Below are 19,378 nucleotides of genomic sequence, written 5' to 3'. Positions count from 1 at the left end.
TATTTTCTATGCTTGAGGTTGAATAAAAATTCCATCAAACTTTAATTCCTTAAGCTTTTCACCAGTTGCAAAACCCTCAATCTCAAAATTTTGAGTTGCTTCTCTCATAAATTCAGTTTCGTATGAAGTACTTGACAGCAGCTCTGTCGTTTCTTTAACATTAAATACTCTTGTTACTGGACTTTTCCAATTAGTGGTAACCTCGGTCCAGTGGTCAATGTTTTTATTTAGAGTAACTTGTGCCGGGACTGGATCAAAAGCTTGATATGGATTAATCTTTTCTCCTTTAGTCTGTAAAAGCTGCTCCAGTACCGGTTCAAGTTCATATGGCAAAAGATATCTTTCCCCACCTTTTTCAATATCTGCAACTTCTACATCTATTGGCAAAACTAGCTCCCTATTTACTATCGCTGCAGTCTGCAAAATTCCTTGATCACGCATATCATCGTCAAAAAATGAATCAACAAATACTCCTTTTTTGGTGGTAGGTTCTCTTGAATTTGCATCACTGCGTAAACGTTCCTCTGCAACCAGCGCATAAAGATCATTTATTCCTTTTTTCATTGCTTCAAGCTCATTCATCGGTACAGCATGAATAGCATTATTCACTATTTTTACCCCTTCTTTTTCTCCGTTTTTCCATGTTTGGTGAATGTAGCAGAGTAAAAGTTGTCCACTAGGCGCTTTAGGCATCGATGGTCTCCAAGGGTGAGCTATACCTTTTATTCTCCTTACTACTCCTTTGCTATCGATAGTAATTAAATCAAAGCGTGGCATCTTCCAGGTGTAATCAATCAGAACCAAGCTATTATCAACTGCTCCTTTTACTTTGCATCCCTCTTCACTTATATCTTCAGGGCTTACATGAGTACGACAGCGGTAAGTTATTTGATAACTACTTCCAGGAGCTGGCTCTTTACCTGGTAATGACCAATCAACGTTTCCTGCATTTAACTTATAGTCTATACTATTTTCATAAATAACATTGCCTTGTTTAACTTGAATAATCTCAAGTACTGCAGAGTCAGGTATTGGATCAACAGCTCCTGAGTATGAACCATGAGTAACGGTAATGGTTTTTTGAACAGTTATATCTACTTTTTTAATTTCACTTATTGGAAAATCATTCACCTTCAGTTCCATTACTCTTTGGCTATTTGGCTGAAAAGTGTGTGGTTCTGATTCAACTGATTTTATATCCGGATCTTCATCAAAAGAAACTCGAATACTGTGAGGAAGTTCAATCTCATAGCCATCAACATGAGCTTTGCCCTCATTAATCACAAATATTTCTTTTTTACCCTTTTTTACCCCTTCTTCTCCCTTTTCTTCTTTGTGGAGGAACATCACTTCAAGGCCATTTACAACGTAGGAACCATTTGCCTCTTTGTCATAACGAGCAAGAGCGGTAGTTACTATATTTGCTTGTGGTGTCGGTGAGTGTTCTATTAATACTCCATTTTCAATGTTGTAAATTGGGTAAAATTCGCCATTTGTAGAGTTAACAGTAACACTTTCTACTTGGTATCCCCAAATGATGGAAACTTTAAGCCTTGCAGCTCCTACTTCCTGATAATTTCTTGTACCAACAGCAGGATCACGAAGATTTTCGTCCTCAAGTTCTGTAATCGTAGATTCTAGATAATAAACACCTATGCGAACTATAGTACTCAGTGGAATAATAAATTCTTCTTTTTCGACTTTTCTAACTGCTCCACGAAGATAGATTTTTCCTGATTCAAGCGTAACTTTACCAGTTTCTCTATCTATAATACAATTACTGCCTGTTATAACATCACCATCACGAAATATTGCATCGCCTATGCCTTTAAGCTTAGAGAGAGCATACTCCTGAGTCTCGTTTAATTCTGCTGACTGCAAACCTCTTCCTGCTAGAAACAAGCTTTTCTCATATTCTTTGTCAGGATTAAAGCGGTTATAATAGGCGTTTAAAGTCATTTTATGCTAGAAAAATTCAAAAAGTTACAACAAATGAAAAAGTTTCCCGAGTTGCTGCAGTTCTGATAAGTGGTACTGTATGTTCTAAAACTAACAAAATTCCGGGATTTTCCACGTCTTTTGGTTCAAAATATCTCTGTCCTATAGGTAACCCTTCTTTTACTTTAGTACCAACCATAACCCCAAGTTCCCTGATAACTTGATTTGCAGCGTCGTTAAAATCGAAAGTAAATTTGAGATAGAGATTATTAGTTGGTACATTAGAGGGTTTAAACCTACCTGTAGGAGTTATAAGCTCTCCATTCTCATCACCTATGCAGAATAGTACTTCATCTGCAGTACGTCTGCCAAGCTCATTGAGCAGTTTTTCAGAAGTTATCAGCTCTGGTGGTGTGCTTTCACTATATTCTACAGTAACTGCACTATTTGCCGTGATAGAGCTATTTTCCGTAAGTTTTATTACACCAGTACTGCTATCAACTATATAATCTATACTTGGCTGATAAGTTGTTTGTCCTGTAAAAACCCTTACATCTTTAATAGTGTGGTGATCTAGAGCTATTTCACCCTCAACAAAAACTTTTTCGACCTGATGGCTACTTCCAGAGCTTGAATCACCACTTCCCCAAGCAAGATGTAGAGATTGCTCTTTTATGCTGGCTGCTATTGCTGCTCTACCTGATTGTGTAAGAATTGACATTTGAAAATTTGACTCCTGTATATATATTCACCAAAATTACAAAAACTGTTCAGTTTTTTTAGGAAAATTCTTCTTTTTTTCATAATAAATTTTTGTTGACTAATCTTTAATCTATTTTAGACATAATATATTTACTTTTAGATATATGATAGCTAGTGAGGAGTTTTGGGAAAGCAGTTTAGAAATGCCAGTATCCTTTTTGCTTAAGGACTTTCAAAATCCAAGTTTACGTGAAAGTTGGCTTGATTCTCTTTCTGGTAGACAATTAAGTGTGATCTTTAACCATTACTTTCAGAATAAACAAAACAGGCAATTATTTAAAGACTACGAAAAATGCGATGATATTTCAACTCAACAAAAACGCAAGATGCTTATTAAAATTTCTGAATCTCTGTTTGATTATTATTTAGTCAATCGTTTTAGTCGTACAAAATCAGAAACAACTATAGCTGAAGTAGCACAGTCTGTATTAGGCCAAGATCTTCTGAAGTCATTTCTGCTACAAAATAACAAATATGACAAAAAGTCCTTGTTGTTCACTCTCTTTATAACTAATCGTAACTTACTAAAACAAATTTTCTGCTTTAATCAAGTACAGAAAAAAGGGTTTTTACCTTTCATATTAAAAAATCCTCCAAGACAAAAGTCCACTTCATTTAAGGATTTTTTATCAGAAAGTACAATACAGCAAATATTAAAACAGCATGATCTATTTGAAAATGATAGTTTTGAAAGTCAGTTTCAAGAACTCTTTTACTACCAAAATAGTATTTACTTATTTATACGACGTGCTAGTAAAGATGAGGATTTATTAATCAGTTCAAATAAGGTAATACACGGTTATAAACCTAGTAGAATTATTATTGACTTTGCTTTAAATGCTAACCAAGTAAACTTATCTATTCAAAGTTTTGATCAAGGATTAAAAATAGCAAATAGAATAGTAAGCTGTTATTTTCAGCGAGAATGTTCATTTACTAACATGCGCCACCAAAATACAACAGCACAAGTGAGGACTTTTTTGAATGACTGTGTAAAACAACATGTACCTGATATTCACCTATTTGAATTGAAATTTGGTCCATCTAAATCTAAAACTAATCTTACGTTAAACACAGATAATATTGAAGAGTGGTTGCAGAAAATAGAGCCTTCGGTTGGTAGTGTACTGCATGATGTTTCACTTGTTCAGCATATCAAAGTATTGTTCAAAAGTAAAAAAGTTACTTTATCCTTTCAGACAGACACGCAATACGCAAATTATATAGAAATTGATTACTCAGAATATGTTCTCAATAGAAAAGAACGAGATGATTTTAAGTCTTTAATTAGAGATAGCTATGGAATTACCGTTTTGTCGAGAACACTCTCAAGATATTGATACTATGTTAATAAATAGGTCCTGGGTAAATCCTAACGAGAACTATATAAAGGCTGCAGAGCATCTCAGTCAGCTTGATTTTGTTAAACTTGAGAAGTATTATTTCGTTGTTTGCGCTAATGATTTAGATCTTGATTTTCCAAATATACAAAATCCTTATTGCAAAAACGAGGTTATCATTCCTCATGGTTTTGATGAAGATTGTGATGATCTAGCTTGCGAGGATTGTGGTCGTGATATTTTTCCTGATACTTATAAAAAACAGCGTTATCTTGTGCTTTCAATAAAACTTAATACGGAAAAAATTATAAGTTGGTTTGAAAAACTATTAATAGGACTCATATGGGAAAAGGCGGCAAATGGGATATATCATATAAGCTTTAAAAGTAAAATAGTAAGCATTATAATACCAATTTTATGTACTGATAAGTCATATTTAACTGTAGATAGGTTAAGAGCTAATGTTGCTGTTCTTATAACTTTTGGAAAGGTAGACCTAAAAACATTGTTAACCCTATACACTGTTCCCATGGCCGATTTAATTTGTGAACAAAAAACTCTAAATCAAATACTAAGCGAAGCAGTTGAAAAAGGAGTACCAGAATTATTACCTAACGTTTCTTTTCAAGCATTTCCTTGTATTCCACTACAAAAAACAGTTCATCAGGAGAAAAAAATATTAAGGTTGAAAATTATAGATAATACTATTTATGTTAATGACGTTGAAATTATAGGCAAACAAGCAACTTCAAGCATCCGCATCTTTAGAGTATTACTTAAACAATTTTTGCGTGACTTGGAAGAAGCTAAAGAATATAAATTTCTTAGTATCATTCAAATAGCAGATAGTTTAGGTATTGAAGACCCAGAACAGCAGGTGCGCAGACCTCTTAACAGAATGCAAAAAACAATAGCAGAAAAGCTAGCTAGCACCTTGGGACTAAATATAAGACGAGATGATGTGATACAAGCATGTAACTGGTCAGGCTACCGGCTTAATCCATCTACCATTAACTTAAGTGCTAGCTAAGCTCCTTAGTCAATGTTGGACAGAAAACGCAGAAGGATACTTCTCTAAAATATACAGATACAATTCTTCAGCGCTTTTTTTGTCACCTGCAATGAAAGTAAAAAATTCAACTACGTCTCCTTTAATTTTGGCTACAATCTCCTGCTCTTTCTCCTGTTGTCTCAACTATTATTTTATCTCCACGTGAATCTCCAATGTAAAACTCACCGCCAGGTAGTAAATGGAGTTTCAATTCTATCAATTACTAACGCTTTTATTTCTTCTAGAGATCTATTCATAAAAGGTGCCCTTCAATAATTTATGATAAAAAAATGATTCTTTTATTCGCTTAGAATGGAATCCAGTCATCCTTCTGAGTTTCATTCGGAGTAATGATCGTATCAATTCTGTTCCTGTCTCCGTACCTATTATCGGCCTCAATTCCCACTTTTGCCATAAACTCTAGTCCATTTAAATCTGCAATGGAGTTGATTTTTCTAGCAACAACTGCTTTTTCTGAAGTGTCATGTGGATGAATGTTCCGTGCTGACTCCAAAATACTTCTAAGCATAGAACGACCCATTTCTCCCCAAGTATCTTCTCCTTCAACGCTTGCTTTGCCACTTTTAATACCAATTACTTGATAAATCTTACGTTTTGTATATGGACCTTCAGTGACCGTAAATTCAGCGTTTAAATAGATGCTGCCAGTAGTATAGCTTTTAGTGAACCAAATTTCATAACCTCCAGGCTTAATAGCCATTTTGACTTTTACCGTTGTACCTTTAGGTATTAAATTACTTTGCGACTTTGCAGTGTTAAAATCAGTTAAATCTTGTAACATATATTATCTCCTATAAAAATTAACTATTCCATTTATCCACAAGTTGCCAATGGCCATTTAGTTTATCGACAAGCTTACTTGGCACACGTTCACCATTACGCAACTCAAATACTATTTGACGGACAGTGCTTCCTTCATCTTGACTGAACATCACCATTCCTGTAGTGTAGAAGCCCCTTAAGGACCCAGCACCGCTTAAACCTTGAAATGGATCTTCTTCTAACATTTTTTTGGATAATTTTTTTGTATGATGAGTAAGTACTACGCTGGCATCTGGATTAATAACATTTCTCAGTTTTTCAAGTGTTTTTTGCAAGAAGAATAGCATAGCGCTGTTGTCATTTTCGTTGCCATATTCACTTGAGTTAAAGATATTACGAAGAGGTAGGGTCGAGAACTGGCGCGCCTCTTTAGGGCTTGGTGGCTGATCCATTATTTTCATGTTGGGCCTCAATCCAAAATTCCCATGTTTACGTTTCCAGCTCCCGCCTCGTCAAACGCAGCATGCAGTTTTCCCGCACTACGCTTTCCTAGCAGATTCTTACCAAAGTTTATAACATCTTGTACTGGGGCTGCTTTCGGAACGTAATATCTTAATCTATAGTCTTTATATAGACCTAGTGTTTCGTATATCCATTCGCTACTCCACCTCTCCCAGCCAAATCCTTTTGCTTTTCTAGCTTTCATTAATTTGCGTCTTACTTTCTTCTCTACCCATAGTTTCACGTAGTTAAAGTTTCGACCTGAGTTTCCTATCCTAAAGTAGTTTGTCCACCCTCTCAGTATTGGATTAATGATATTTATCACTTTCCATATTGGTTGCGATTTGTGGTCGCGAAATACCTCCTTCAATTTTTGAAGTAAGTTTGTCCGCGCTTTCATCTGTGGTGTTGTTTGTACCCTCCACTTTCCTTGTTTTGTGATCTTCTCTCGAAAATCAAATCCTAGAAAGCTGAATGTCTCTCTTTCCTTTAGGTTAATTACTTTTGTCTTTTCTTTATTTACTTCTACCTTTAGTTTTGCTAATTCTTCTTGTACCCTTCTATACACTAATTTTTCTAGCCATTCCCATCTCTGGTGCCCATCTATCAGTATCACTAAATCGTCTGCCCATCTGGCGTATTCTATATGTCGATATTTTCCCTCTTTTGTCACCTCTTTTGCCTTCTCTAGCATTTTATCTACCTCATTGAGGTATATATTGCTTAATAGTGGTGAAAGTGGTGATCCTTGCGCTATTCCTCGTTTCCCTCCTACTTTGAGGATTAGCTTGATCAAGTGCATGATTTCTTTATCATTTACTCTTTTGGAAATCTTTTCCATAAGAATATGGTGTCGCACATTGTCGAAGTAGGATTTCAGATCTATGTCAATAACTTTTGTATTGCCTTTGATTGCTGCTTTCGATACTTTATCAATTGCTTCATGCGCTTTTCTCCTAGGTCTATATCCATATGATCCGTCCTGAAAGTTAGATTCAAATATTGGTTCAAGTATTAGCTTCAGTGCTGTTTGCACTATTCTGTCCCGGATGCAGGGTATGTTCAACGTTCTGAGTTTTCCCCCAACTTTTGGTATTTCCTTCCTCCGGTTCCTATTTGGGCTATAGGTTTTGGTTATTAGTTCGTGTCTTATTTGTTGAAGATACTTTTCTAAGCCTTCTGCCTCTATCGATTCAAATGTCACCTCGTCTATTCCTGGTGCCCCTTTGCTCTTCTTTGTCAGCTTATATGCTTCTTCTAGTGTCTCCATCTTGCAGATGTGAACATAGATTCCCCAGAATCGCCATTCCGGTTCTGTTTTCGCTTTGGTATATATCTTTCTTCTCAGGTCTTGTAATTTTATTGGCATTTTTATCATTTTTACCTTTACCTTCCTTTTTGTTAAAAGATTTCTACTAGTAGGGTGCCTTTGCTCCATGAGAGTTACCTCACTTCTTTACTACTACGCACCCATCCGCCACCCTCTCATCTTCGGTTCTTTTCCTGTTTTCCAGTTATAGAACCTACCACTCCAAGGTATTTCTCCTTGGGATGAGGAGGGCTTCTCCAGTTGCTTTGTATGTCCTCATTACCATGCTATCACTACCACCCCGCTGAAGTAGAACAATTGTATCAGTCGTTTTTCAACTGCCTATTCTGCTTTCGCCCATTGACCGCTGGCTCAGCCTTCAGTTCTTATCGTTTTCGAGGCCACCTATATGTTTGCTTTCGCTACGGCCTGGTAATTCGCCATTATCCTATGATAACGTTGTCGGTAGGCTTCAACATTTTGCTTTCCCTCCACATTGCTACCCTAGCTACAGGACTTCGACTTTTATCCTGGTGGGTCTACTTCCCACTGAACATACTTGCCTTCTCTGGACACACGATCAATCGCAATAATATCAGGTTTAAAACGCTCTTTAACAGTATTTTTGATTTCATCTATTTCTTCACTACTAAGCGATAATTGCACTCTTGGCGTGATAATTAAGTTATTGGCAGCTATATCCAAAAGTTCCTTATCAAGTTGAAGCTGTTGCAAACGTTCCTTCATATAGTCATACTCAATTTCAGTTTGCATGTAGAAGATCTTCAAAGGTCTACTTGGCATCATACCAAGAAATGATCTACCAGCAGCCATGTGGACAAGCCAAGAGATCAAAAAGTCGCTTTTACCGATTTTAGGTGGGCCACCAAATACCAATAAGCCTCTCTTGGTTAAAATTCTTGAGGAAACAATGTCTTCTGGTATTGGCGATTGATCATCCAAGTATTCTTTTACACTGAAAAAGGGAATTTTTTGAGTAATGGTGAAAAAGTCTTGTAACATATATAACCTCTAAAAGTTAACTTTGAGTAGAAATTTAAGCAGCAGTAGCAAAAGCCTTAGCTTTAATTTTCGTAAGTAATTTTCCCAGATGCGGTTCTTCAACCATATTGAGGCAGCCACTGCGATCTTTAGCAGGGTATCCCCAAGAGTTAATAGTCTGACAGACAAATGAACGTTTCTCTGTTCCATCATCTTTCTTGATTCCAACCATGCTAATTACTTCATCAACAATACCTGGAATTTCACTAGCAGTTTTAGCACCTTCACATTGAGGTAGCCATGTTGAACGATTACAGTCATCGAGATATTGACCTAAGGTGCCAACTATGATGATGTCTTTGTCTCTGATATGTTGAAACTGATTGAGCCAGGCCATCATTTCTTGTGCGAGTAATCCGTAAGCAGCTCTTTTATCTTCTCTCCCCGATCTATCTGAAAAAGCTTCAGGTTGCATTCTTGCCCATAAAAGACATAAACGTGATGCAACAGTTATGCTATCAATAAAAATAGAGCGATATTTAGAAACTTCAGAAAGAAGATCTTTGTGCTTGCTACAGACATGCTCATAGTGTTTTTGACTATACGCCTGATCAGACCTTAATGCAGGATTAGGACCACCAATAAGACAAGCAATATCTCTTGACTCATTCCAAGTGTGCATCTCGATTGAATCTCCTTTCCAGTCTTGTACAGCTAGAAGTCCTGCTTCAAAATCAAGGCAAAGTGTTGTTGATTCATCGAGGGTTTTGAGCAGACTGGTTTTGCCGATTCCATAAGGTCCAAAGATTACTACCTTTACACCTGTGATCAGTTTTGCTCTTTCTTTGCTGTTTATTATTTTCATGCTTTTACCTTAATTTGCCACTATATATAAATTCACCAAATTTCAAAAAACTGTTCAATTTTTCTTATGCTTTTTTCCGTAAACAGGTGCAAATTTAGATCGCATTTTCTTGAGAATGTTGTACAAAGTAGTCCGTGATATATTATTCATATCTGCAACTTCAGCAATGCTGTGGTGTTTTAATTGTTCACATAAAACTTGCCATTTCTTTGGTAATTTTGAAATAATTTGCTCAACATCAATACGTAGTATCGCTTCATCTTCAAAACAGTAACTTTCCTGTTGCACATTATTTTCAAGTTTAGGAGTAGTACGTGAGTGTTTACGGACTAGATTATTAATACGATTTTTAACAACTTGCTTAGCGAAAGTGGAAAGACTGCCCTTAGTTTTATCATACTGATCTATGCATGAAAGAAACTCACAGAAGAGGTCTTGTTCTATGTCTTCAATATCTTGATCAGTAAGCGACTTATAATGTTTTGCGTAAAATTTTATTAAATTAACAACTTTAGGATCAATACCTGAATAAGAGTTTCGAGATTTCATAAGATGTATCCTTAAATGAAAGACTTAAGGATGAAACTTTCTTAGTAAATATTGTAGGACATGAAAAAAATACCTCAGACAATCGTGAGTTTTTTACCCTCTGAAAGTCTAGAATCTTTTTTCAAACCTCAGACACTCAAAACTTTGATCAGACAATGCACCTATGAACTGAACAGTTTTTGTAAATCCGGTGAATATATAGAACAAGATTTTCAACTTACAGGTGATTTCATGAATAATGTTCAAGAACTTAAAGAACGACTTCTATTAAACCTAAGATCTTGTCTTTTGTACTTGCTACCTAACGGAACTTTTCGTGGTGATAAGTTTTATGTAGGCAATATACAAGGTGATAAAGGCAAGAGTCTGGTAGTAGAATTAAGTGGCAGTGAAGCTGGCCTATGGCATGATTTTGCAACAGGAGAAGGTGGTGACATTATCGACCTTTGGGCGGGAGTAAATAGAAAAAGTACAAGAATAGAGTTTCCTGAAGTAATGGCTTCTATAGCTGAGTGGCTTGGTCATTTCAAGAATTCAAGTAGTCCAACTGCATATTGGGATTATTACGATGAAAACGGCCAAGCTATTGTTAGAGTCTATCGTTATGATGATAATAATGGAAAGCGATATCTTCCTTTTGATATCAAAAAATCCACCTTTAGTGTACCAGAGATAAGGCCACTATATAATATTCCAGGTATTTTAAAGTCCGATAAAATTCTTCTTGTAGAAGGGGAAAAGTGTGCAAATGCTCTCATAGAGCAAGGTATTACTGCCACAACTGCAATGTCTGGAGCAAATGCAGACCCAAATAAAACAGATTGGACACCACTCAAAGGTAAACATGTTATTATTTGGCCAGATAATGATGAACCAGGTAAGAAATACGCTGAAAAATCTGCTATGAAACTTACTTGTCTTGGAGTTGAAGAACTTTGCATTTTGGAAATACCTAAAGATAAACCAAAGGGTTGGGACGCTGCTGATTGCGTGAAAGAAGGTATAAATGTTGAAAAATTCTTATCTTCAATTCTTCAAGTTCCATATGTGAAAAAACTATCAACTACCGAGGAATTCTCGAAAGTTCAAAAAGCAGGACGTCGCATTTCACTTTCAGCAATTCCAGTAATAAAGTATTTAAACGATAAATCACCAATGCCGAAAGACATAATAGCTCCAAGAATTTTAACTCCAGGAGGACTATTGGTGTTTGCAGGTGCACCTAAGGTTGGAAAAAGTGATTTTCTTATTTCTTGGTTATTACACATGGCAGGAGGAGTTCCATTTTTGAACATGATGCCCACAAGACCTTTGAAAATCTTTTACTTACAAACTGAAATTGGCTATCACTATATGCGTGAACGTCTACAGCAGATTAAACTAAATGAAGAACTTCTTGAAATTGCTGGATATAACTTAGTTATTACACCACAAGTGGAGTTGCTTCTAAATGATGATAGTATAGAGATTATTTTAGATAAAATAGAAAGTTCATTTGGCTCGAATGCAGTTGATATAATAGCAATAGATCCACTACGCAATATTTTTGATGCCGGCGAGAATAGTAGTGAAAATGACAACAATGCTATGTTATTCTTTCTACAAGAAAGGGTTGGTAAATTGAGAAAGCTGGCTAATCAAGATGCAGGGGTTATTTTAGTACATCATACAAAAAAGATTCAAAAGAAATCATTAGAAGAAGATCCCTTTCAAAGCTTTAGTGGAGCTGGTTCATTGCGAAGTTTTTATACTACAGGAATGATAATGTTTAGACCAAATGAACAACAAAGCTGTCGTCAGCTAATATTTGAGTTACGCAATGGTCATGCTATTGCATCAAAATACGTTGATAAAATTAACAATAACTGGTACGTAGTTGATTATGAATCGCAAAGACTTGTGAATAAAGATTATGGTCAAAGGTTAGATGCAGAACGTTCGCGTAGGTATGATACTATTCTACAATTAATTTATGATGAAGCACGGAAGGGACGTCTATATACAATAAATTCGTTCTGTCAGGCATTTGAGAATAAAGCAGGTCTTGGTAGTCAACATTCGATCCGTGAACGTATTGATACTTTAGCTACAAAAGGCTATATAAAATTTAACAGAGAAGGTAAAAATGGAGCAAGAACTAGATATGGGGTGCTTTGTGTTGCAGGCATGGAAAAGAAAAGTAAGGTATTTGATCATCAACTGAATAAAGAAGTGACAATTTATGAAAAGGTCTTACCAACCGACTATAAATCACTGGAGAATGGTAGCATTTTACCAGTTGAAAATCCGAATACTTGGGTTCATCATAGTATCTGCAATTAATAAAATTAAAATAGAAAATATGAGTTATTTCAGTCTTCGGATTTGCTCAGTTTGTCTTCAGAATTTGCTTAGTCTATGCAGACTGAATTTAGTAAGGATGAAAGAAATGCGAGATTTTCAACAACTTAGAGGGATTATTGAATTTTATAGCTGCAGACTGAGCAATAGGGAAAAAGTTCAGGAATATAGAGGGTTTTGTTCAACTTTCAGTTTTCAGAATAACTCCTATTATTATATAATAATAATATAGTAGTATGACTTTAAAACATACTACTCTGTTCGTTTCTCTTTTACTTACAATAATAAGTTATGTATATGTGTAAAGCTCTCTTTCAAAGTTATCTGATAAAAGAAATGAAAGAAAACGCTCAGAAAAAACAAATGGCCCGTAATTGCGTTTTAAAGCCATTCTACAACTTCAGGGTACAAATATAACACTAAGACCTAAATTACTTATGTAGAGTAGCTTAAAACTCGACCACGAGGCACCTCTAAATTATTTTTTACTTTAAACTTTTACTTGCTTATAAAAAAAAGCTTACTTTAGCTTATCACGTTTTTTATTTGTTGTAAAATATCTTTTCAAAAAGGTGAACAGTTTTTGTAATTTCGGTGAAACAAGAGCTGGTTATTTTGGAGGTCTTATTGAGATATAACGACCTTTATCTAAAATTCTTAAGTTGAGTCTTTAGGTAATCTCTATAAATAATTTGTAGATGAAGCTAAAGGAAAAAAGTTGCTGCCATAAACATAAGCTACTGATCTCGTAAACTGCTTAAAATGGAGACAAAGATCTAAATTTATTTATTTACGTCTCCAATTTTATCGCGTATAACGGAGATAAAGATTTATGTTTCGTATTTTATGTCTCCATCATTTATTGGTAGAAAAACTGAGTTAAAGCAATTACTGGAGCTTACAGAAAAAAATACTGCATCTTTTGTAGTAGTCAAAGGAAGGCGTCGTATAGGAAAAAGTCGTTTAATTCAAGAGTTTGGTAAGTATTTTGAACAATATTACTCCTTTATAGGTTTGCCACCAGAAAAGCATACTACAATGTCCTACCAACTTAATGATTTTTCTAGACAAGTTGCTAGACAATTTAATACATCTTTTGCTAGGTATGATGACTGGAGCGATTTACTATGGGCAGTTGGTGAACGTCTACTATCAGGAAAAACATTATTGCTGTTTGATGAAATTTCTTGGATGGGCTCAAAAGATCCAACCTTTTTAGGCAAAATAAAAAATTTTTGGGATACGCAGCTAAAAAATAATAACAAGCTAATTTTCGTTGTTTGTGGATCAGCTTCATCCTGGATCGAGAAAAATATACTTAGTAGTACTGGTTTCGTAGGGAGAATATCGTTAACTTTAACACTCGGAGAATTATCACTTTCTGATTGCAACGAATTTTGGCCAAAAAATATTTCAGCATATGAAAAGTTTAAGGTGCTTGCAGTAACTGGCGGAATTCCAAAGTATTTAGAGGAGGTAAATTTTAAACATAGCGCTGAAGAAAATATTAAAAGGCTTTGTTTTACAAAAGGTGGGTTTTTAGTTGAAGAATTTAATCAAATATTCTCAGATTTATTCATGCGAAAAACGGCTTTTTATAAGCAAATAGTCAGAGCTCTTTCTACTGGAGCTAAAGAACAAGAAGAAATTTGTGTTACTTTAAATATCGTAAGGCATGGACGCATTTCTGAGTATCTATATGAACTTGAGCTTGCTGGTTTTATTGCAAAGGATCATACTTGGAGTATAAAAACTGGTACTGATTCACGACTCAGGAGGTACAGACTTCAAGATAATTATTTAAGGTTTTATCTAAAATATATCGAAAAAGATCTAGGAAAAATTAGTCGTGACACCTATTCTATAGGGTTCTTACCAGAGTGGTATACAATTATTGGGCTTCAATTTGAAAATTTGGTGCTGAACAATAGAAAGAGTATACATAATATCTTAGGAATTGATGGAATAATAAGCGAGAATCCATTTTTTCAGAAGAGAACGCGTAATAGTGCAGGTTGTCAAATTGATTATATGATTCAAACGAAGTTTAACACTCTCTACATTTGCGAAATCAAATTTTCAAAAGATAAAATTGGTCATTCAATAATGCAAGAGGTACAAAAAAAAATAGATGCACTAAATCGTCCGAAAGGCTTTTCATGTCGTCCAGTCCTTATCCACGTTAATGATGTAAGTGATGATGTTATAGATAGTGGTTACTTTTCACACATAATTGATTTTGGAAAATTATTGAATTGTAAGTAATGGTTTTTCTGACTTTAAAATAGTGTCTTTTTAGTTTTTATGTTTATTCTTAACTTATAGAGGTTGCTTATGACTGATACTTTAACTTTAAAAGAGGGAGATATTGAAACTACTGCTTTTGATAATAGCAATTTTACTAGAGTATTACATGATGGAGAATGGTGGTACGTAATAACAGAAGTAATAGCTTTTCTGACAGGTAGTAAGAACCCATCTGACTATCTAAAAAAGATAAAAAGCAGAGATATAGGGCTTTCTGAAGGATGGGGACAATTTGTCACCCCCCTTGAAATTAAAACAAAAGGTGGTAAACAGAATGTTAATTGTACAAATGTTGAGGGGTTGTTTCGTATTTTGCAGTCTATTCCTTCCAAAAGAGTTGAACAATTTAAACGTTGGCTTGCAAAAGTTGGATATGAAAGGCTACAAGAATATGAAAATCCTGAGCTTGCACTCAAACGAATCTATGCCGATTATGCTGCAAAAGGGTACCCTCAGGAATGGATACAAAAGAGAATAGAATCGATAGCTGTCAGAAATCAACTAACAAAAGAATGGGGTAACAGAAATATATCTGACCACAATAATAAGTATATTGAAGGTAGGGAATACGCAATATTGACAGACGTAATTTCTGAGGGAACGTTTGGAGTAAAAACAAAGCATCATAAGGAAATAAAAGGCTTGAGGAAACAACCACTAAGAGACCATATGACACCAATTGAATTAATTTTTAACATGCTAGGAGAACAGGCTACCATTGATGAAATAAAAGATAAAGATGCACAGGGCTATAATAAAAATTTAGAAGCGGCAAAGGAAGGAGGTAAGAACGCAGGCACAGCAAGAGAGGCATTTGAAAAAGCTAGAGGTGTGAAAGTCGTTTCTTCAGATAACTTTTTAAAGAGGATTAAAGATTAAAGTTCTCACTATGAGAAATCTCTGAATTTTATGATTTAAAACGTTTTAGAAGGTTATTATAGCGTTATCTCTGATTTAGATAGTTTGTTTTGTATGCTTTTACCAAAAACTCATGTAATTTCTGAGCTGCATTAAAATTATTTTAACTTTTTTTGAGAAAATCCCGGAAAAAGTAGTAAGAAATCCGGTATATATATTATAGAAGGGCATTGATGCAGTTTGTGGATGCGCTTCAAATACAAAAACTTTAAGTGTCAATCTGAAACTCGGCAAACAAACATTGAGTAGACTTGTATTTTTTTAGATAAGGTAAAAACTTCGTTCTAAAGCTAGATGTGGTTTTATAGATATTAACAACAGCAATTCACCAAAGAACGTACGTAATACCCTCTAAAACTTAATTAAATAGCATTGTCGGTAATCTTACTACTGCAGAACAAATCTCCGTTTAAGTCTAACACGATTTTTATCCTTTGCAAAAAAAAAGTGAACAGTTTTCGTAATTTTGGTGAATATATAATAAGAAAACGACTTTCTGCAGTAGCACATGATTCTCGTTGTTGGCCTACAAAAACCTATGAATTTCTAGTGTGTTTTGTAGAAACCAGACGATATTTTGGAGTAAGTGCTACTTGTAATTTTAATAATAGCAAATGTCAATCCTAACACTGGACCTCGGCAAACAAACGGGCTGGGCTATTCTGCATGACGGAGTAATTGAAAGTGGAAGCAAAAGCTTTCATGGTAGCCGTTTTAGCGGAGGTGGAATGCACTTCTTAAAATTTCGTAGCTGGCTAAATGAAATGAAGGAAAAGTTCTCAAACATTGAAGCAGTGTATTTTGAGGAAGTAAGAAGACATTTAGGAACTGATGCAGCGCATTGCTACGGTGGTTTTCTTGCAGTTCTCTCTGCTTGGTGTGAAGAACATCATGTGCCCTACCAAGGTGTTAATGTTAAAACTATCAAACGCTTTATAACAGGCAAAGGTAATGCAAGTAAGAGTGAAGTTATTGAAGCTGTAAAGAAAAAGGGGTTTCACCTAGAGATGATAATGAGGGGGATGCTTTGGCATTAATGTTCTATCTTAGTAAAGATTTTAATAGTCTAAAAATGCCATAAAAGTGGGTCCTTTCGGCCATACTGGCGGGTTTGGTGGGTTAGACCCCAGGCCTTTTCTAGTGTTAGACATATTTTGAATATTAACTTTTTAATTATTAAGAATTTAAATTATATGAATTTAGCAATCCACTACTATCCTATTCGAAATCTAGTTGAATATGAGCGTAATCCTCGTAAAAATGACGATGTGGTCAACAGAATGTGTGCTTCAATCAGGGAATTCGGCTTTCGTATTCCAATAGTTGCAAAAAGTGATGGTACTGTGGTTGATGGTCATTTAAGACTTAAAGCAGCAAGAAAACTTGGTATGGAAAGTATTCCCGTAGTCTTAAGTGATAATTTAAATGGACCACAAACCAAAGCTTTTCGACTGCTTGCCAATCAATCAGCTAACTGGGCAAAGTGGGATGATGATCTTTTGAAGGTGGAAATTCAAGAGTTAGAAGATTTGCAATTTGACCTTAAAATGACAGGATTTGAATTGGAAAAAGTTCAAAGGTTTCTCGATGATTTTGATGGTGAAAAAGAAGATCTTTCTGATTTAGCTGTTGATAACAAAAAAGTAACAAAACCAGGTGATCTTTGGATTTTAGGTGATCATAGAATCTATTGTGGTGATAGCTCTGTAGTTGAATCATATAAAGCGCTGTTAGATGATAAAATGGCAGACATTACTGTTTGTGATCCTCCATATAACGTTGATTATGGTAGCAGTCAAGAAAGAGAAGATAAAAAAATATTAAATGATAATCAAGGTGAAAAGTATGAGCTTTTTCTTTACGACATCTGTTCCAATATTTTAGCATATACGAAGGGAGCAATTTACATCTGCATATCATCATCAGAGTTTTCAACGTTACAAAAAGTATTTGAGGAAGCAGGAGGAAAATGGTCGACATTTATCATTTGGGCAAAGAATCACTTTACGCTAGGCAGGTCTGATTATCAAAGACAATACGAAGCAATGCTCTATGGATGGAAAAGCGGCAATAAACGTGAGTGGCATGGAGGAAGAAATCAAAGTGATCTGTGGTTTTATGATAAGCCAACACACAATACACTACATCCAACGATGAAGCCAGTAGAGCTAATGGAGAGAGCAATAGTTAATAGCAGTAGACCAGGAGACATAGTACTTGATCCATTTAGCGGTTCTGGCAGCACACTGATTGCATGTGAGAGAACAGGAAGAATTTGTAGGACAATAGAGCTAGATTCAAAATTTGTAGATGTAACGATAAAACGTTGGCAAGTGTACACAGGTAGGGAGGCAATTCTTTCTGGTACTGGTAAAACTTTTTCAAAGATTCAAGAAGAAAATTCGTAGAAAAAAGGTAAATAAAGAGAGAGAGGAGAAAAAAAGTGAAAATCACACAAACAGAATGGGCAAGAGAGATAGGAGTATCAAAGCAATATGTCTGTTATTTAGTAAAGAAAGGAATAGTTGAGTTGGAGGATGGTTTGATCGACCGAGAACAAGCAAATGAAGCGGTGGCAGCAATAAGAGATCCGAGTCAGCCATTGAGGAGGAAAAATCCAGAAAGTACAAGTAACCTCTCCACAATGTTGCTAAAAACTAGAATAAAAAATGAAATGGAACGTGGTAAACTGCTTGAGGCAAAGGCAAAAGCTGAGATTGGTGAACTTGTAGCAGTAGAGGAAGTAAAGCGCGAAGCATTTAATGTAGCAAGAGTTGTCCGTAATAATTTACTTAATATTCCAAATAGAGTTTCAGCACTACTTGCATCACTGAGTGACACTGAAAAGATTCATATGGCGCTAACTGAAGAGATCACGAACTCATTACAAGAATTATCTAACGCTAAATTTTAATAATGTCTGCTAACTTAAGTTTGGAATTAATAAAGTGTCTCATTAATCAACCTGGATTAGATGTTAATGTTAGAGGATTAAATGGAAAGACACCACTACATTGCGCTATAGAGTTTGATGAGTTAAGTATGGTAGATCTGCTGCTTACAAAAAAGAATATCAATCCTTTCGTAGAAGATAATGATGGTAAAACATCTCTTGATTACGCCAAAGAAGGGAAAAAAGCAGAAATATTACAAGCGCTAATTAATAACAAATACGGATCAGAGGAAGATAGCTTACTTCACTTAGCTGCAATGATAGGTGAAGTTAATGCGGTTAGATATTTGATAGGAAAAGGTGTTGACGTTAATGTACGAAATGCTCTGCATCATACGCCATTACATCTAGCAGCAGGCATAGGACATGCAGAAGTTGTAAAGATTTTGATAAGAGAAGGAAAAGCTGAAATAGATGTCTTTGATGCACGAAATCAGACACCAATGCACTATGCAGTTAATAATAAAAAGTTGGAGATAGTAAAGTTACTGCTGAAGCTAGGAGCAGATGTAAATAGTGCACGCATGGGACAAAACTCAATGAAATTGTCACCTGTTCATATAGCTGTAAGTAATGCTAATTATGATGAAAGAGATTTGTGTCTTGATATTCTCAAATGCTTAATAAAGGAGCCTAATGCTCAAGTAAATTTGCAAGACTACGAAAATAAAACACCACTACATTACGCTGAAAGACTTAAAACAATAGAAGTTTTACTAACCCGAGAAGATATAGACCCTCTGGTAAAAGACGATAGCGG

General features: G+C 35.3%; 14 protein-coding genes and 3 pseudogenes. 9 read left to right on the top strand and 8 right to left on the bottom strand.

What is annotated here, in order from left to right:
• Positions 1–6: 6 nt before the first annotated feature.
• Both BVG17_RS06460 and BVG17_RS06455 read right to left on the bottom strand, forming a co-directional pair.
• Complete coding sequence (locus BVG17_RS06460) at positions 7–1,959, bottom strand: DUF4815 domain-containing protein (RefSeq protein ID WP_143688867.1); 1,953 nt, start codon at positions 1,957–1,959, stop codon at positions 7–9.
• A 16-nt stretch (positions 1,960–1,975) separates the two neighbouring features.
• Entirely contained in the window at positions 1,976–2,659 is a 684-nt protein-coding gene (locus BVG17_RS06455; RefSeq protein WP_143688743.1) for a hypothetical protein, read from the bottom strand.
• Positions 2,660–2,804: 145 nt separating this feature from the next.
• On the opposite strand from BVG17_RS06455, the gene BVG17_RS06450 reads away from it, so the two are divergent.
• Both BVG17_RS06450 and BVG17_RS06445 read left to right on the top strand, forming a co-directional pair.
• On the top strand, positions 2,805–4,040 hold the full coding sequence (locus BVG17_RS06450) for a hypothetical protein (protein ID WP_143688742.1): 1,236 nt from the start codon (positions 2,805–2,807) through the stop codon (positions 4,038–4,040).
• Complete coding sequence (locus BVG17_RS06445; RefSeq protein ID WP_143688741.1) at positions 4,000–5,070, top strand: hypothetical protein; 1,071 nt, start codon at positions 4,000–4,002, stop codon at positions 5,068–5,070. Before BVG17_RS06450 ends, BVG17_RS06445 begins: the two co-directional genes overlap by 41 nt.
• 328 nt (positions 5,071–5,398) lie before the next feature.
• Here BVG17_RS06445 and BVG17_RS06440 read toward each other — a convergent pair whose 3' ends face one another.
• The 6 genes and pseudogenes from BVG17_RS06440 to BVG17_RS06415 form a co-directional block, all read right to left on the bottom strand.
• On the bottom strand, positions 5,399–5,893 hold the full coding sequence (locus BVG17_RS06440; protein WP_143688740.1) for a hypothetical protein: 495 nt from the start codon (positions 5,891–5,893) through the stop codon (positions 5,399–5,401).
• Positions 5,894–5,912: 19 nt separating this feature from the next.
• Positions 5,913–6,278 (bottom strand): annotated as a pseudogene (locus tag BVG17_RS06435) (AAA family ATPase); the annotation flags it as partial.
• Positions 6,279–6,343: 65 nt separating this feature from the next.
• Positions 6,344–7,813 (bottom strand): group II intron reverse transcriptase/maturase, encoded by a 1,470-nt coding sequence (gene ltrA / locus BVG17_RS06430; RefSeq protein ID WP_241654105.1) that lies wholly within the window; start codon positions 7,811–7,813, stop codon positions 6,344–6,346.
• A 450-nt stretch (positions 7,814–8,263) separates the two neighbouring features.
• Positions 8,264–8,707 (bottom strand): annotated as a pseudogene (locus BVG17_RS06425) (AAA family ATPase); the annotation flags it as partial.
• Between the two features lie 34 nt (positions 8,708–8,741).
• Positions 8,742–9,551: an ATP-binding protein gene (locus BVG17_RS06420; RefSeq protein WP_063630521.1), complete on the bottom strand. Its 810-nt coding sequence runs from the start codon at positions 9,549–9,551 to the stop codon at positions 8,742–8,744.
• Positions 9,552–9,605: 54 nt separating this feature from the next.
• The gene (locus tag BVG17_RS06415) at positions 9,606–10,100 is read right to left on the bottom strand and encodes an RNA polymerase sigma factor (protein ID WP_063630520.1); all 495 of its coding nucleotides are present in this window, start codon (positions 10,098–10,100) and stop codon (positions 9,606–9,608) included.
• A gap of 231 nt (positions 10,101–10,331) precedes the next feature.
• On the opposite strand from BVG17_RS06415, the gene BVG17_RS06410 reads away from it, so the two are divergent.
• From BVG17_RS06410 to BVG17_RS06380, 7 genes and pseudogenes are all read left to right on the top strand, one after another.
• Positions 10,332–12,422 carry an AAA family ATPase gene (locus BVG17_RS06410; protein WP_143688936.1) on the top strand — a complete coding sequence of 697 codons (2,091 nt, stop codon included), beginning with the start codon at positions 10,332–10,334 and terminating at the stop codon, positions 12,420–12,422.
• 864 nt (positions 12,423–13,286) lie between these two features.
• The gene (locus BVG17_RS06405) at positions 13,287–14,705 is read left to right on the top strand and encodes an AAA family ATPase (protein WP_143688866.1); all 1,419 of its coding nucleotides are present in this window, start codon (positions 13,287–13,289) and stop codon (positions 14,703–14,705) included.
• A 69-nt stretch (positions 14,706–14,774) separates the two neighbouring features.
• Complete coding sequence (locus BVG17_RS06400) at positions 14,775–15,626, top strand: BRO-N domain-containing protein (protein ID WP_007302946.1); 852 nt, start codon at positions 14,775–14,777, stop codon at positions 15,624–15,626.
• A 653-nt stretch (positions 15,627–16,279) separates the two neighbouring features.
• Positions 16,280–16,746 (top strand): annotated as a pseudogene (locus BVG17_RS06395) (crossover junction endodeoxyribonuclease RuvC).
• Positions 16,747–16,858: 112 nt separating this feature from the next.
• Positions 16,859–18,073, top strand: a complete 1,215-nt coding sequence (locus BVG17_RS06390; protein ID WP_010405490.1) for a DNA modification methylase — start codon at positions 16,859–16,861, stop codon at positions 18,071–18,073.
• 35 nt (positions 18,074–18,108) lie between these two features.
• A complete protein-coding gene (locus BVG17_RS06385; protein WP_077188538.1) occupies positions 18,109–18,579 on the top strand; it encodes a hypothetical protein in 471 nt (156 codons plus the stop codon).
• Between the two features lie 2 nt (positions 18,580–18,581).
• A partial coding sequence (locus tag BVG17_RS06380) for an ankyrin repeat domain-containing protein (RefSeq protein ID WP_162848928.1) occupies positions 18,582–19,378 on the top strand: 797 nt, incomplete at its 3' end.

Source organism: Wolbachia endosymbiont of Laodelphax striatellus (assembly GCF_007115015.1).
Taxonomy (GTDB): Bacteria; Pseudomonadota; Alphaproteobacteria; order Rickettsiales; family Anaplasmataceae; genus Wolbachia.
This window is presented reverse-complemented; position numbering and strand designations above follow the sequence as displayed.

Excerpts from the sequence above, each read along its gene's own strand:
- BVG17_RS06390 (WP_010405490.1), top strand. The coding sequence starts at position 16,859 with ATGAATTTAGCAATCCACTACTATCCTATTCGAAATCTAGTTGAATAT.
- BVG17_RS06410 (WP_143688936.1), top strand. The coding sequence starts at position 10,332 with ATGAATAATGTTCAAGAACTTAAAGAACGACTTCTATTAAACCTAAGA.
- BVG17_RS06455 (WP_143688743.1), bottom strand. The coding sequence starts at position 2,659 with ATGTCAATTCTTACACAATCAGGTAGAGCAGCAATAGCAGCCAGCATA.
- ltrA (WP_241654105.1), bottom strand. The coding sequence starts at position 7,813 with ATGGAGCAAAGGCACCCTACTAGTAGAAATCTTTTAACAAAAAGGAAG.
- BVG17_RS06460 (WP_143688867.1), bottom strand. The coding sequence starts at position 1,959 with ATGACTTTAAACGCCTATTATAACCGCTTTAATCCTGACAAAGAATAT.
- BVG17_RS06400 (WP_007302946.1), top strand. The coding sequence starts at position 14,775 with ATGACTGATACTTTAACTTTAAAAGAGGGAGATATTGAAACTACTGCT.
- BVG17_RS06440 (WP_143688740.1), bottom strand. The coding sequence starts at position 5,893 with ATGTTACAAGATTTAACTGATTTTAACACTGCAAAGTCGCAAAGTAAT.
- BVG17_RS06420 (WP_063630521.1), bottom strand. The coding sequence starts at position 9,551 with ATGAAAATAATAAACAGCAAAGAAAGAGCAAAACTGATCACAGGTGTA.
- BVG17_RS06405 (WP_143688866.1), top strand. The coding sequence starts at position 13,287 with ATGTCTCCATCATTTATTGGTAGAAAAACTGAGTTAAAGCAATTACTG.
- BVG17_RS06445 (WP_143688741.1), top strand. The coding sequence starts at position 4,000 with ATGGAATTACCGTTTTGTCGAGAACACTCTCAAGATATTGATACTATG.
- BVG17_RS06450 (WP_143688742.1), top strand. The coding sequence starts at position 2,805 with ATGATAGCTAGTGAGGAGTTTTGGGAAAGCAGTTTAGAAATGCCAGTA.
- BVG17_RS06415 (WP_063630520.1), bottom strand. The coding sequence starts at position 10,100 with ATGAAATCTCGAAACTCTTATTCAGGTATTGATCCTAAAGTTGTTAAT.